Raw genomic sequence first — 13,760 nt, 5'->3', positions numbered from 1 at the left:
TTGCCCTTTTTACATTTGGTGAAGACTTCTTTACATAGCTCCATCAAGCCTCAAGCCAATATCGGGCCGGACTGCGTATGCTGCAGTCATCCCCGCGCTTGAGGAGACCCGGTCCATGCGGCTGCTACCGTTTTCACCTGTCCTGGGCCTGCTCTGTCTGGCCGCCCTCGCCTCGACCGCCTGCGCACCGCTGGCCCCCTCATCGGGCCGCCCCAGCCCCGAGGTGCTGCAGACGCTGAGCAGCAGCGCCCTGCCCGACAAGCCCAGCGCGCTGCAAAGCCAGCAATGGCTGGACCGGGTCACCTGGGGCGCCACCGACCATGATGCGGCCCTGCTGCAGCAGCAGGGCCTCAAGCGCTGGCTGGCCTCCCAGCTCAGCCCGTCATCCGAGTCCATGCCGACCGAGGTGCAGCAGCACATCGATGCCTTGAGCATCAGTCAGAAGCCCATGGCGCAGATCCAGCGCGAGATTGCCGACCAGCGCCTCGCCATTCGCAACAGCCAGAGCTCCGAGGAAGCCGCGAAACTGCGCAGCGAGCTGCAGCGCCAGCTCAATCAGCTGGGCGCCGAAGCCCAGAAACGCCAGATCTGGCGCGCGCTCTACTCGCCCCACCAGTTGCAGGAGCAGATGACCTGGTTCTGGATGAACCACTTCAACGTCAGCACCCGCAAGGGCGATGTACGCCTGTGGGTGGGCGACTACGAGGAACAGGCCATTCGCCCTCATGCGTTGGGCAAGTTCCGCGAGTTGCTGTCTGCCAGCATGCGCCATCCGGCCATGCTGCTGTATCTGGACAATGCAAGCAATGCCGCCGGGCGCATCAACGAGAACTATGCGCGCGAGCTGCTGGAGCTGCACACCATGGGCGTGGGCAGCGGCTACACCCAGGCTGACGTGCAGGCCATGGCCCATGTGCTGACCGGCGTGGGCTTCAGCACCCGGGAAGCCGATGCCCCGCCGCCCAGGCTGCGCCCCGAACGCCAGGGCGACTACGTTCGCCAGGGCTTCTTCGAATTCCATCCCGGTCGCCACGATTACACACCCCAGGTCTTGCTTGGCAAGCCGCTGGAAAAAAGCGGCCTGGCCCAGGTCAACGAGGCGCTAGACCGCATAGTGGCTTCGCCAGTCACTGCACGCTTCATAGCACGCAAGCTGTCCGTCTATTTTCTCGGCGACAAGCCGCCCTCGGTCGTGGTCGAGCACACGGCCCAGGCCTTCGAACGCAGTCATGGTGATATTGCCGCCACGCTGGCGGCCCTGCTGAGCGACCCTCAGGCTCAGCAATTCGGCAAGGGCTTCAAGGACCCGGTCCACTATGTGCTGAGCGCCACACGCCTGGCCTACGACCAGCGCGTGGCCAGTGATGTGGGGCCGGTACAAAACTGGCTCAATCAGTTGGGCCAGCCACTGTACGGCCACGAAACTCCCGACGGCTACCCTCTGGCCCAGTCGGACTGGTCCAGCTCCGGCCAGATGAATGCCCGTTTCGATGTAGCAAGGCAAATTGGCAGCCGCGGCGCGCTGCTGTTTCGCAACAGCCCGCAGCAGCCGCTGGAAAAGCCGCCGTATCCCGAACTGGACAAGCGCAGCAGCGTCCAGGCGCGTGTGCCGGCCTTGGGTGCCGCCACACGCGCCGCACTGGCCCAGGCCAGGAACCCGGTGGACTGGAACAGCTTTTTCCTCTCTGCCCCCGAAATGATGTACCGCTAAGGAGGGCAGCCATGCAAAGACGTCAATTTCTCAGCCTCGGCGCTGCCCTGCCGCTGTTGTGCCAGCTGGGTCAAGGTCTGGCAGCACCCTTGCAAAGCAGCTCGCCCCGTTTTCTGCTGGTCTTCCTGCGCGGTGCCTACGACAGCAACAGCCTGCTGGTGCCGACCCATAGCGACTTCTACTATCAGGCCAGGCCCAGCATCGCCATAGCGCGCCCGGGATCGGCCGACGGTGCCCTGGCCCTGAACCCTCAATGGGGGCTGCATCCTGCATTGCAAAGCAGTCTGCTGCCTTTGTATGAGCAGGGCCAAGCCTGCTTTGTGCCATTTGCGGGCAGCAACGACCTCTCCCGCAGCCATTTCGAGACCCAGGACTCGATCGAGCTGGGACAACCGCAAGAAGGCGGCAAGAGCTTTCAGAGCGGCTTTCTGAACCGGCTGACCCGGGTGCTGCAAACCGACAGTCAGAGCCGGATCAGTCTCAGCCCCATGGCGTTCACCGCCCAGTTGCCGCTATGCCTGCGCGGCAGCGCCCAGGTGGCGAACATGGCACTGGCCTCCGTGCGCAAGACGGCCGTGGACGAGCAGCGCAGCCAGATCATTGCCTCCATGTACCAGGGCTCGAGCCTGGAAGTCCCGGTGCGCGAAGGCTTTGCGGTGCAGCGTGCCGTGCAGCGCAGCATGCAGGAGGAAATGGACCAGGCCGGGCGCAATGCAATCAGTGCCAAGGGTTTCAGCCTGGTAGCCCAGCGCATGGCGCATCTGATGCGCGAGCAATTCGACCTGGGCTTTGTCGATATCGGAGGCTGGGACACGCATGTCAACCAGGGCGCCGCCAGCGGCAATCTGGCCAACCGGCTCGGCGATCTGAGCCAGGGCCTGGCGACGTTCGCCGAATCCATGGGAGCCGAGGCCTGGCGGCATACCGTGGTGGCAGTGATCAGCGAGTTCGGCCGCACCTTCCGCGAAAACGGCAACAAGGGCACGGATCACGGCCATGGCACGGCTTACTGGTTCCTCGGCGGCGGCCTGTCGGCCCAGGCCGGCGGCAAGGTGCTGGGCGAGCAGATCGAAGTCACCGAAAAAGCGCTGTTCCAGAACCGCGACTACCCCGTGCTCAACGAATACCGCTCCCTGCTGGGCGGCCTGTTTGCCCGCATGTATGGCTTGAACGCATCGCAGCTGCAGCAGATCTTTCCGGCCTCGCAGCCCGGCAGGCTGCAGCTGGTCTAGAACGACTCACCGCTCTCCATGGCGCGGCGGTGGCGCATCACGAATTCCTGGTAGGTGTCGATGCCGCGCAGTTGCAGGATGGCATTGCGCACCGCAGCTTCCACCAGCACGGCGATGTTTCGACCCGCCACCACCTGAATCACCACCTTGCGCACGGGCACGCCCAGCACATCCTGGGTCAGCGGCTCGGCGGGCAGGCGCTCGTATTCGCGCTCCATGGTTTCCTTGCGCACCAGATGCACGATGAGCTTGAGCCGCATCTTGCGGCGCACCGCCGTCTCGCCAAAGATGGCGCGAATATCGAGCAGGCCGATGCCGCGCACCTCAAGCAGGTTCTGCAGCAGCTCGGGGCATTTGCCTTCAACCGTGGTCTGGTTGATGCGGTACAGATCCACCGCATCGTCGGCCACCAGACCGTTGCCGCGCGTGACCAGCTCCAGCCCCAGCTCGCTCTTGCCCAGGCCCGATTCGCCCGTGATCAGCACGCCCATGCCCAAGATATCCATGAACACGCCGTGCATAGTGATGCGATCGGCGAAATGCTTGGACAGATAGGCACGCAGCACGTCGATGACGAAGGCCGACTGCTCCTTGGTGGAGAACAGAGGGATGTGCGCGCGCTCGCACATGGAGATCAGTTCGTCAGGCGCATCCTGGCCGTCGGCCAGCACCAGCACCGGCGGCTCCAGCGTGACGATGCGGGCAATGCGGCGCAGGCAGTCCTGCGAGGTGGCATTGGTCAGGTAGGCGATTTCACGCTCGCCCAGCACCTGCAGCCGGTACGGGTGGATGTAGTTGAGGTAGCCCACCAGATCGGCGCCCGAGCGGGCCGAGCGCACGGCCATTTCGTCAAAGCGGCGCTCGGAGGCGCCCAGCCCGGCTATCCACTGCCAGCGCAGGCTGGAGTTGCGAAATGCCTCGAACAGTACGTCGGCACTGATGGCGCTGGGTCTCATGGCAAGGCCCTGTCAGTCAGGAAGAAGGGCCAGGACTCAGGCCTGGGAGGTGATGGAGGACTGCCAGCTGTCGATCATGCCGTGCAGCTGCTGCGCATCGGTGGACGACTTCAGACGCTCTCGCAACTGGCTGTCGCTGAGCAGCTCGGCGATCTCGGAGAGGATTTCCAGGTGCTTTTGCGTCGCCGCCTCGGGCACCAGCAGGAAGATCAGCAGGCCGACCGGCTGCTCATCGGGCGCATCGAAGCCGATGGGGTTGGCCAGCTGGAACACTGCCGCCATGGGAGCCGTCAGGCCCTTGATGCGGCCATGGGGAATGGCAACTCCATGCCCCAGACCGGTGGAGCCCAGGCGTTCGCGTGCGAACAGGCTATCGGTGATCAGGGCACGAGACAGACCATGCAAGCTCTCAAAGAGCAAACCCGCTTCCTCGAAAGCGCGTTTCTTGCTGGTGACATCAACGCTCACAAGCACTTGAGCGGCGGGAAGGATAGAAGCTAGGCGATTCATGGTGTGATCAACAATTATGCACCGCAGCGCTGAAAACCGTGGGGAAACCCTGATCACCATCAAAAACCGCCCCGTAGGGCGGCGCTTTTAGCGTTGTAACAAGGCGACAGCCCTGCAACAAACCGGCGCAAAAGCTAGCTTTGCGCCTCGCTTTCATCAAGCTGACACCTGCGCCAGCTGCAAGCCCCCGGCATCGAGTCGCTTGGCTGTGGCACGCGGGCCTTGCTGACGAGTCTTGTAGCGCATCACCACACGGTCGAGTTTGTCAGCCAGGGCGTCCACGGCGGCATAGAGGTCGAAATGCTGCGTCTCCACGAACAAGTCTTGCCCTTTCACGCGCACTGTGCAACCGGCGCGCTGTCGTTTGTCTTTTTCCTTTTGCTTGTGGACTGTGAGCAGCACCTTCACGTCCACGACCTGATCGAAGTGCCTGAGAATGCGTTCCAGCTTGGCCATGACATAGCTGCGCAGCGAGGGAGTGACCTCCAGGTGATGCCCGCTAATCGTCAAATTCATAACAAAACACTCCTTAGCTCTCGGTGAAATCACTGCGGTTTCACAGCGCCTGATGGCTGTGCCGCAGCCTGGCAGTTCGGAATGCGCATTCGTCTTTGCTGTGAATCCACTATGCGCCCGCCCCACGCCAAAGGCAACGAAATGACCGAGATAGCGCAGGCTCGCCAGGGGCCTTGTTTGACGGTTTGATGGCAGCCGGTTTTGCCGCCACAATGAGTGGCTTTGGCCCGCGTGCAAGGGATACGCCTGCATGCCCCAGGGCCTCGATCGCAGCAGGCGCGCAATGGCAAAGACCGTGACCGTCAAAACCCCTGCCTGCGCCATTAAAATCGCGTTTTTACGCAGCCGCCTCTCGGGCCTGCGACGCTGGCAGCCCCTTGGGCTTTCAGGCGCCTGCTGACCGACTGCACGCCTGAATTGCCTGACAGCCCCTATCTCGACCATGACCACCCAGCCCTCCGCCCTGCATACCTCCAACATTGCCTCGCTGCCCCTGCTCGCGCGTGGCAAGGTCCGCGACAACTACGCCGTGGGCGATGACCGCATCCTGATGGTGGCCTCGGACCGCCTGTCCGCCTTTGACGTGATCATGGGCGAGCCCATTCCCGGCAAGGGCGTGCTGCTGACGCAGATGGCGCTGTTCTGGTTCGACAAGCTGGGCCATATCTGCCCCAACCACCTGACCGGCGAAGCGCCCGAGTCCGTGGTCAAGCCCGAAGAAGTCAAGCAGGTCGAAGGCCGCTCCATGCTGGTCAAGCGCCTCAAGCCCGTGCTGATCGAAGCCGTGGTGCGCGGCTATCTGGCCGGCAGCGGCTGGAAGGAATACCAGGAATCGCAATCGGTCTGCGGCGTGAAGCTGCCTGCCGGCCTGACCAACGCAGCCAAGCTGCCCGAGCCCATCTACACCCCCGCGGCCAAGGCCGAAATGGGTGACCACGACGAAAACATCACCTACGAGCGCACCGTGGAGATGGTGGGCGAGCAACTCGCTGCCCAGATCCGCGACACCGCCATCCGCATCTACAAGGAAGCGGCCGAGATCGCGCTGACCAAGGGCATGATCATTGCCGACACCAAGTTCGAGTTCGGCCTGACCGAAGACGGCACCCTGGTGCTGATGGACGAGGTGCTGACCCCCGACAGCTCGCGCTACTGGCCCGTGGAAGGCTACGAGGACGCGCTGGCCAAGGGCGAGAACCCTCCCAGCTACGACAAGCAGTTCGTGCGTGACTGGCTGGAGCAGGCCCAGGTCAACGGCAAGGCCTGGGACAAGAAGGCTCCCGCGCCCCGCCTGCCCAAGGAAGTGATCGACAGGACGGCGGCCAAGTACCGCGAAGCACTGGATCGCCTGACCGCCTGAGCGATCAGCCCCAAGCAAACAAAAAGGCCCCCGGAACCGAAATCCGGGGCCTTTTTGTTTTGATAGCTGCTTACGCTTTCAGACAAAGGATTTCAGCTAGAAATAATGCTGAAATCCTTTATTTGCATACGCTTGTAGCTATGTTTTTAGTGGTGGTGGCCGTGGCCGCCGTGCACGTGCTTGTGCGCAATTTCTTCTTCGGAGGCCTCACGAACCTCGTTGACCACCGCGCTGAAGCGCAGCGCGAAGCCAGCCAGAGGGTGGTTGCCGTCCAGCAGCACCACGGGGCCCTTGATCTTCACCACGTTGTAGATCTGGGGCAGGCCCTGGTCATTGGTGCCGCGCAGCTGGCCGCCCACCTTCACGCCCGCAGGGAATTCACCCTTGGGAATGGTGCGCTGGAGGCTTTCGTCGCGCTCGCCGAAGGCATCTGCCACGGCCAGGTCCACGGTCACGGTATCGCCTTTTTGCTTGCCGTCCAGAGCGGCTTCGACCTTGGCGAAGATGTTGTCATAGCCGCCGTGCAGATAGGCCACGTCGCCCTTGTCCAGCAGTTTGACGGCCACGCCGCCCGCGAGCAGCTCGTGAATCTTGTAGTTGATGGTGACGGCAGTGTCTTTGGTGATGTTCATGACAGTTTGGAGATTCCGCGAGCGACTCGCACCATTCGGCCCATCGCAGGCGGCGGTTTGAGCGGCTCCAAAACAAAGCCGCCACGGCCAGCATGGGTCATGGCGGTCAGGCGCACATTGTCGCAGCGTTTGAACAACCGCCTCCAGCAGCGCAATTTCAGACGATGGCCAGCACAGGAGGCTGCTCGTCGACATCGGCTCCAGGGTAGCGCGCAAAGCGGCGGTTCTCGGTGCCATGCACCGGATCGTTGTCCTTCCAGGGCCAGCCGCCGAACTGGGTGCGGCGGTAGTCCTGCATGGCCTGCATGATCTCCTCCTGCGTGTTCATCACGAAGGGGCCATATTGCGCCACCTTCTCGCCAATCGGCTTGCCCTGCAGCAGCACCAGCTCTGCACTGACATCGCCGGTGTTGACCAGCTCCAGCTCGCGCTGAGCGTCGACATGCATGGCCAGATGCCCGTTCACGGCTTCACCGCCCACAGTCATGCTCTTGCCTACGAAGAAGTAGAGCATGCGGTGAGTTTGGTCGCCTGCGGCCCTGGGCATGGTCCAGCGAGCGCCGGGCTCCAGCTCCAGCGTCCAGATGGCCACATCGCTGTCGGCCTGGGAGGCCCAGGATTCGGGCGGTGGCGGCAGGGCCTTGTCTGCACCGTCCAGGGCTCCGGCCACCACGGTGACGGTGGTTTTCCTGCCCGCCGCATCGCTGAAGCTCAGGCGCGGGATCTGCTCGTTCCAGAACATGGTGAAGTGGGGCTCCACCATCTTGTTTCTCGCAGGCAGGTTCAGCCAGATCTGGAACAGCTCCAGCGGATTGGGCTGGTCGCTGTTCAGCAGCGGAAACATCTCCGAGTGCTGGATGCCCTTGCCGGCCGTGAGCCACTGCACATCGCCGCCGCCGAAGCGCGCGGCTGCGCCCAGCGAGTCCGCATGGTCGATGCGGCCCTTGCGCACCAGAGTCACGGTCTCGAAGCCGCGATGCGGGTGGCCCGGGAAGCCCGGAATCGGCTCGCCGTGGTACATCGAGAAGCCGTCCCTGGCGCTGAAATCGCTGCCCATTTCACGCCCCTCGAACTCCACGGCCTGCACGCCCATCTTGCCGTTGCTGGCCGGATAGCTGTCATCGTGGTGAGCACAGAACAGAAAGGGGTCCAGGCAGGGCCAGCGCGGACCCAGGGGGGCGCTTTCCAGAATGGGTGGGTGATTCGTGGTCATGGAGTTCTCCTCTTGAGAGGCCGCTGCCAGCTGCAGGGCCTGAAGTCTCGAAGATAAGGCCGGCCCACGGGTTTGAAAGACATCACCACTGGGACAGTAGTTGCCGCTTTTGCAACAACGGCAAGCCTGTGCTGCCCTGGCCGGCGCTCAGCCGCGCGGCGGAATGTTCAGGCCTTTTTGCGTCGCCGGGCGGGCCATGAAGGCCTTGAGCACGCGCTGCAGCTCGGGAAACCCGCTCCAGCCCACCAGCTCGGCGGCGTTGTAGCCGTTCTCGTCGACCATATTGCGCACCCAGGGCCAGATGGCGATGTCGGCAATCGTGATCTGCTCGCCCATGATCCACTCGCGGCCCTGCATGCGCTGCTCCAGCACGCCCAGCAGGCGTTTGGATTCGTTGATATAGCGGTCGCGTGGGCGCTTGTCCTCGAAGTCCTTGCCCGCGAACTTGTGGAAGAAGCCGACCTGGCCAAACATGGGTCCCACGCCGCCCATCTGGAACATCAGCCACTGCAGCGTCTCGTAGCGCGCCGCGGGGTCTGCGGGCAGCAGCGGGCTGCCGCTCTTTTCGGCCAGATAGATCAGGATGGCCGCCGACTCGAACAGCGCCAGCGGCTTTCCGCCCGGGCCTTGCGGGTCGATGATGGCGGGAATCTTGTTGTTGGGGAAAGTGCCGACAAACTCTGGTGTGAGCTGGTCATTGGTCTGGAAGCTGACCAGATGCGCCTCGTAGGGCAGCTGCATTTCTTCCAGCGCAATCGACACCTTCACGCCATTGGGCGTGGGCAGCGAGTACAGCTGGATGCGCTCGGGGTGCTGCGCGGGCCATTTGCGGGTCACGGAAAAATCGGCAAGGGTGCGGGTCATGCGGCTGGCTCCTGAAAAAGGGTTTGCCGCATCGTAACGGCAGAGGCCGCTCAGCGCAGCAACTGCCAGAACATCTGCACGCAGGGTGATGGCGCCTGCTGCATGCTGACCAGCGCAATGCGCGAGTGGCGCGCAGCATCGGCCAGCGGCTGCAGCACCACGCCGGGCGGGCAGATGCGCTCATAGACGCTGGGCACTATGGACAGTCCCAGGCCGGCGGCCACCAACGCCAGCATGGTCGAGGTCTCGCGCGCCGGCTGGGCGATGCGCGGCACAAAGCCGGCCTCGCTGCACAGCGCCAGAATATGTTCGTGCAGACCGCCGCCGAGCACGGCCGGATGCAGCACAAAAGGCTGGTCGGCCAGGCTGCTCAGAGCCAGTGCTTCGCCCGCAGCCGCCTTGGCATGTGCCACCGGCAGGGCCAGCTTCAGCTCATCGCGCCACAGTGTCTGCTCCCGGATCGGCACGGGGATGCGAAACGTCGGCGACGGGCGCATGAAGCCGATGTCGATCTGCCCTGCCGTCAGCGCCGCGATCTGCTCGCCCGTGGTCATATGCTGCAGATCCAGCTCCACCTGCGGGTGACGGCTGCGAAAGTCGCGCAGCATGGTGGAGAACTCGTCAAACAGCGGCACCGATGCCGTGAAGGCGATGCGCAACCGCCCCGCCAGGCCATGGGCTGCCATGCGCACCAGCTCGCCCGCCTGCTGGTGCAGCTCCACGATCTGCCGCGCCTTGTCCTGCAGCAACAGGCCTGCCGGCGTCAGCGCCACGGCGCGGCGCGAGCGCTCGAACAACTGCGCGCCCATCTCCTGCTCCAGCAGACGGATCTGCTGGCTCAGCGGGGGCTGGCTCATATGCAAGCGCTGGGCCGCACGGCTGAAATTCAGCTCCTCAGCCACAGCCAGAAAACAGGTCAGACGGCGCAAATCCATAGGACGATTTTCGTATCAAGTCCAGACGCAAACGGTATTGGACGCAAAGACCGCAGCTTTTCACAATCCGGTCAGCCGCAGAAGCCATGACAACCGTAGCTGTATGCGTCGATTCAATAAGGGTTCAAGGCCTGACCAGGCCCGCCCAATACAGAGAGACATTGATGAAGCCGTTTACCCTCTTCACCGCCCGCCGAGCCCTGCTGATCAGCGCTGCGGCGCTGGCCGCAGGATGCGCCCAGCAGCCAAGCAGCACGCCCAAGGAGCCTGTGCGTCTCATGACCTCGGGCGGCTTCACCGCAGCACACAAGCTACTGGCACCGCAGTTCACGGCCCAGACCGGCCTGGCGGTGGAGTCGGCCTATGGCTCGTCCATGGGGGCCTCGCCCACCTCCATTCCCAATCGCCTGAGCAAGGGCGAGAAGGCCGATGTGGTGATTCTGGCGCGCGGAGCGCTCGACGATCTGGCCGCCAAGGGCCTGGTGCGCAACGGCACCCAGATCGACCTGGTGCGCTCTGCCGTGGGCGTGGCCGTCAAGAAGGGTGCCCCCATCCCCGACATCAGCAGCGAGGACAAGCTGCGCCAGGTGCTGCTCAATGCCAAGAGCATTGCCTACTCGGCCAGCGCCAGCGGTACCTACTACGAAACCCAGATGCTCAAGAAACTCGGCATTCACGACCAGGTCATGCCCAAGAGCAAGAAGATCGTGACCGAGCGTGTGGGCACCATCGTGGCGCGGGGCGAGGCCGAAATCGGCCTGCAGCAGGTCAGCGAGCTGCTGCCCATCGAGGGCATCAGCTATGTCGGCACCCTGCCCGATTCGGTGCAGCACTACACCATCTTCTCGGCCGGCACGGCCAGTACCTCCACCAACCCCCAGGGGCTGGAGCAACTGCTCAAGTACTACACCTCGCCCGCCGCCGCCAAGACGATTCGTGACACCGGCCTGGAGCCCATTGCCAAGTCCCGCTGAGCGCAGCACGGCCCCGCAAAAAAAGCCCGCCAGGCATACGCCTGCGGGCTTTTTTGTCGCCTGGCAGCTCAGCGCTTGCTGCCCGGGCCGGCTTTCTGCACCAGGGCCACGGTCAGCCCCTGAGCAGTGACGGTAATGGCGCCAGGCTCCATCGCCAGCGCGTCGACCAGGGCCAGATCCTGGTCCTGCAGCTGATAGAGCACCACCTGACCCATGGCCTGCTCGGCCAAGGCCGTGGCATAAGTGCCCAGCATATCGCTGAGCGCGGGCGACAGCCCGTCCATGCTGAGCTGGTTGACCTTGATCTGGTAGGCGCGCAAGGTGCGGTCGGTGGGTTCATAGCGCAGCGCGAAATCGACATTGAGCAGGCCGCTGTACTGCTCCTTGAGCACCTTGCCGCTGAGCTCGGCCGGGATCACGGCGTTGAGCATATTGCGCTCGGGCACCATGCTCAGCTGCGGCGCCTTCAGATCCAGCTGCAGCAAACCCGCCACGGGAAACTGCCTGGGGAAACGCCTGGCCAGCATCTCCTGCAGCTGCTGCTGGCTCACGCTCACGCTGCTGGGCACGGACTTGCCCGAGCAGCCCGTGGCAGCCATTCCCAATCCCAATACTGTCACCGCCAACCATGAGCGCCGATTCATCACGACCACCGAACTCCGTAAAACCTGATTCAAAACCCGTGCAAACGCTTGATAAACCAATGCTTCAAGCTATGATTTTTGAGCAATCCATTGTCTCCGAGCCTGCTATTCCACAGAGTCTCGATGGATGTTGGCAGTTCCCCATCTGACGCAATCTGCAGGTAAAAGACTGTTATCTAACGTCCGACGCCACCAGGGGTTGACCGTCGGCACATGGCGGCCGTGCATGCACAATGATTTGCATGACTGCATATCCTTCTTCCCTCAGCCATGAGGCACTGACCGCCGCCGCCCAGGACACCAGCCTGCCCGACCAGGTTCTGACCCAGTGGTTCGGCAGCGCCAGGCCCGGCAATGCCGATGCCCTCAAGCACAAAGCGCAGTGGTTCACCAAATCGGCGGCTTTCGACGAGGAGCTGCGCCAGCGCTTTGGCACTGCGGTGGAGGCTGCTCTGGGCGGTGCGCTGCAGCACTGGGCAACCCAGGGTCCATGGCAGCAGCTGGCATTGGTGATCCTGCTGGACCAGTTCACGCGCAATATCCACCGCAACACCCCCAAGAGCTTTGCCGGTGACGCGCAGGCCCTGGCACTGGCGCTGCAGGCAATCGACTCCGGCACCGACCAACGACTGCCCGAGGTGGCCCGCGTCTTCCTGTACCTGCCGCTGGAGCATGCCGAAGACCCGGCCATGCAGCAACGCAGCGTGGCCGCCTTCGAGGCTTTGCAGGAAAGCGCCACGGACGCCGGGCTGCGCGAATATCTGGCCGGAACGCTGGACTACGCCCATCGCCATCAGGTGGTGATAGAGCGCTTTTGCCGCTTTCCGCACCGCAACCACATTCTGGGCCGCGCCAGCACGGCCGAAGAGGCCGAGTACCTGGCCCAGCCCGGCTCAGGCTTCTAGGGCGATCACGAGCCGCGCGCAGCCTCGCGCAGCGCGGGTTCCTGGCGCGGCTCGGGTTGGCGCACGGGCTTTTTGCCCGCCCCCAGGTCGCGGTGGCGCATGGCCCAGCGCTCCACCGTGTAGAACGACAGTGCCGACAGCGCAGTCGAGACCAGCAGGCCGACGACTACAGTCACAGGCCAGGAGTAATCGGCGCGCAGATAGCGCACCACCGGGTAATGCCAGAGGTAGATGCCGTAGGACAGCTGGCCCAGCTTGATGAGCAGCGGCGCCGTCAGCATTTCATAGACCAGACCCGTGGGCTTTTGCACAGCCAGCAGCACGACCAGGGCGGCGCATTCCACCACCGTGATACCCCAGACCATGGCGTGCTGGTTGTCCCACTCCAGCTCCATGATCAGCGGCACGGCCAGCACAAACCACATGGTGTAGGCCCGCAGCGACTGCAGACGCTCTATCCATTGGGGACGCTCCATCATCAGCGCCGCCAGCAAGGCACCGGCCAGCAAACCCGAGGCCCGCGTATCGAAGCGGAAAAAGATTTCGTAGAACTGCTGACCCTGCACCACCCAGAAGATGCGCCACAACGTGCTCAGCAGCCACAGCGCCGCAAGCGGCGCCCAGACACGTCCAGGCGTGGCCTTGCGCAGCAGCAGAACCAGCAGCGGCGGCCAGATCAGATAGAAATGCTCCTCCACCGACAGCGACCACATATGCAGCAGCGTGTCCGGACTGTCGAAGAAGGCAATGCCGTAATCGGCCAGGTAGAGGATGGAGACCAGGGCGTCCGAATAGATATCCGTGAGGTCTGGCCAGATAAAAGGCGCAAACACACAGTACGCGACCAGAAACAGCGCCAGCGCAGGCATGAGACGGAAGAAGCGGCGACGGTAAAAGCGCCAGTAATCGAGCTTGCCATGCTGCCGATACTCCATCAGCAGCAAGGAGGTGATCAAAAAGCCGCTGAGCACGAAGAACAGATCGACGCCGAAGAAGGCGCCATCGAACATCGGGGCATGTGCATGCGAGAGCAGCACCAGCACAATGGCTATGCCTCTCAATCCATCGAGCGCTGGGTTGTAGCGCAGCTTGAACGCCGACTCCACCAAAACCGGACACCTTTCCTTTCGCCCAGGCACAGGCCGGGCTTGCAGACAAACAATCACAGCCATGCACAAGACATGGCTGAAGCAGTATTCAGAGTTTGAGCAAAGAGGCAGTAACAGCTCTTTGCAGCGACCCGGGGGTCACAGAGCGCATGAAAACGCGCTTGGGGGCGCCGGAACCTGGCAGGCGATTTGTCTGTTG

Annotated in this window: 14 protein-coding genes; 5 read left to right on the top strand and 9 right to left on the bottom strand. The window is 63.3% G+C overall.

Annotated features, from left to right (window positions below):
• Positions 1-115: 115 nt before the first annotated feature.
• Entirely contained in the window at positions 116-1,711 is a 1,596-nt protein-coding gene (locus tag CTATCC11996_RS01980; protein WP_003072419.1) for a DUF1800 domain-containing protein, read from the top strand.
• Positions 1,712-1,722: 11 nt separating this feature from the next.
• Positions 1,723-2,943, top strand: coding sequence for a DUF1501 domain-containing protein (locus CTATCC11996_RS01975; protein ID WP_003072417.1), 1,221 nt, complete (start codon positions 1,723-1,725; stop codon positions 2,941-2,943).
• Here the strand turns inward: CTATCC11996_RS01975 and hprK are convergent.
• The 3 genes from hprK to hpf form a co-directional block, all read right to left on the bottom strand.
• Positions 2,940-3,899, bottom strand: coding sequence for an HPr(Ser) kinase/phosphatase (gene hprK / locus CTATCC11996_RS01970; protein ID WP_003060345.1), 960 nt, complete (start codon positions 3,897-3,899; stop codon positions 2,940-2,942). The two genes, CTATCC11996_RS01975 and hprK, sit on opposite strands and share 4 nt — an antisense overlap.
• Before the next feature lie 36 nt (positions 3,900-3,935).
• Entirely contained in the window at positions 3,936-4,409 is a 474-nt protein-coding gene (locus CTATCC11996_RS01965; RefSeq protein WP_034347954.1) for a PTS sugar transporter subunit IIA, read from the bottom strand.
• A 156-nt stretch (positions 4,410-4,565) separates the two neighbouring features.
• A complete protein-coding gene (gene hpf, locus CTATCC11996_RS01960) occupies positions 4,566-4,925 on the bottom strand; it encodes a ribosome hibernation-promoting factor, HPF/YfiA family (RefSeq protein WP_003072415.1) in 360 nt (119 codons plus the stop codon).
• A 442-nt stretch (positions 4,926-5,367) separates the two neighbouring features.
• Here hpf and CTATCC11996_RS01955 point away from each other — a divergent pair, with 442 nt between their 5' ends.
• A complete protein-coding gene (locus CTATCC11996_RS01955; protein ID WP_003067010.1) occupies positions 5,368-6,285 on the top strand; it encodes a phosphoribosylaminoimidazolesuccinocarboxamide synthase in 918 nt (305 codons plus the stop codon).
• A 146-nt stretch (positions 6,286-6,431) separates the two neighbouring features.
• Here CTATCC11996_RS01955 and CTATCC11996_RS01950 read toward each other — a convergent pair whose 3' ends face one another.
• The 4 genes from CTATCC11996_RS01950 to CTATCC11996_RS01935 form a co-directional block, all read right to left on the bottom strand.
• The gene (locus tag CTATCC11996_RS01950) at positions 6,432-6,917 is read right to left on the bottom strand and encodes an FKBP-type peptidyl-prolyl cis-trans isomerase (RefSeq protein WP_003072413.1); all 486 of its coding nucleotides are present in this window, start codon (positions 6,915-6,917) and stop codon (positions 6,432-6,434) included.
• Positions 6,918-7,074: 157 nt separating this feature from the next.
• Positions 7,075-8,130, bottom strand: a complete 1,056-nt coding sequence (locus tag CTATCC11996_RS01945) for a pirin family protein (RefSeq protein ID WP_003072410.1) — start codon at positions 8,128-8,130, stop codon at positions 7,075-7,077.
• A 147-nt stretch (positions 8,131-8,277) separates the two neighbouring features.
• Positions 8,278-8,994, bottom strand: coding sequence for a glutathione binding-like protein (locus tag CTATCC11996_RS01940; protein ID WP_003072409.1), 717 nt, complete (start codon positions 8,992-8,994; stop codon positions 8,278-8,280).
• Between the two features lie 50 nt (positions 8,995-9,044).
• Positions 9,045-9,929 (bottom strand): LysR family transcriptional regulator, encoded by an 885-nt coding sequence (locus CTATCC11996_RS01935; protein WP_003066996.1) that lies wholly within the window; start codon positions 9,927-9,929, stop codon positions 9,045-9,047.
• A gap of 164 nt (positions 9,930-10,093) precedes the next feature.
• Here CTATCC11996_RS01935 and CTATCC11996_RS01930 point away from each other — a divergent pair, with 164 nt between their 5' ends.
• Positions 10,094-10,903, top strand: coding sequence for a substrate-binding domain-containing protein (locus CTATCC11996_RS01930; protein ID WP_003072407.1), 810 nt, complete (start codon positions 10,094-10,096; stop codon positions 10,901-10,903).
• A 68-nt stretch (positions 10,904-10,971) separates the two neighbouring features.
• Here the strand turns inward: CTATCC11996_RS01930 and CTATCC11996_RS01925 are convergent, their stop codons facing one another.
• On the bottom strand, positions 10,972-11,502 hold the full coding sequence (locus tag CTATCC11996_RS01925; RefSeq protein ID WP_003072405.1) for a DUF1439 domain-containing protein: 531 nt from the start codon (positions 11,500-11,502) through the stop codon (positions 10,972-10,974).
• A gap of 287 nt (positions 11,503-11,789) precedes the next feature.
• Here CTATCC11996_RS01925 and CTATCC11996_RS01920 point away from each other — a divergent pair, with 287 nt between their 5' ends.
• Positions 11,790-12,452, top strand: coding sequence for a DUF924 family protein (locus tag CTATCC11996_RS01920; RefSeq protein WP_003072402.1), 663 nt, complete (start codon positions 11,790-11,792; stop codon positions 12,450-12,452).
• Positions 12,453-12,457: 5 nt separating this feature from the next.
• On the opposite strand, the gene CTATCC11996_RS01915 is transcribed toward CTATCC11996_RS01920, so the two are convergent.
• Positions 12,458-13,561 (bottom strand): acyltransferase family protein, encoded by a 1,104-nt coding sequence (locus CTATCC11996_RS01915; RefSeq protein WP_003072400.1) that lies wholly within the window; start codon positions 13,559-13,561, stop codon positions 12,458-12,460.
• Positions 13,562-13,760: the final 199 nt, after the last annotated feature.

The organism is Comamonas testosteroni ATCC 11996, assembly GCF_000241525.1.
Taxonomy (GTDB): domain Bacteria; phylum Pseudomonadota; class Gammaproteobacteria; order Burkholderiales; family Burkholderiaceae_C; genus Comamonas; species Comamonas testosteroni.
The sequence above is the reverse complement of the archived record's forward strand: the minus strand, read 5'-3'. Positions and strand labels throughout refer to the sequence as shown.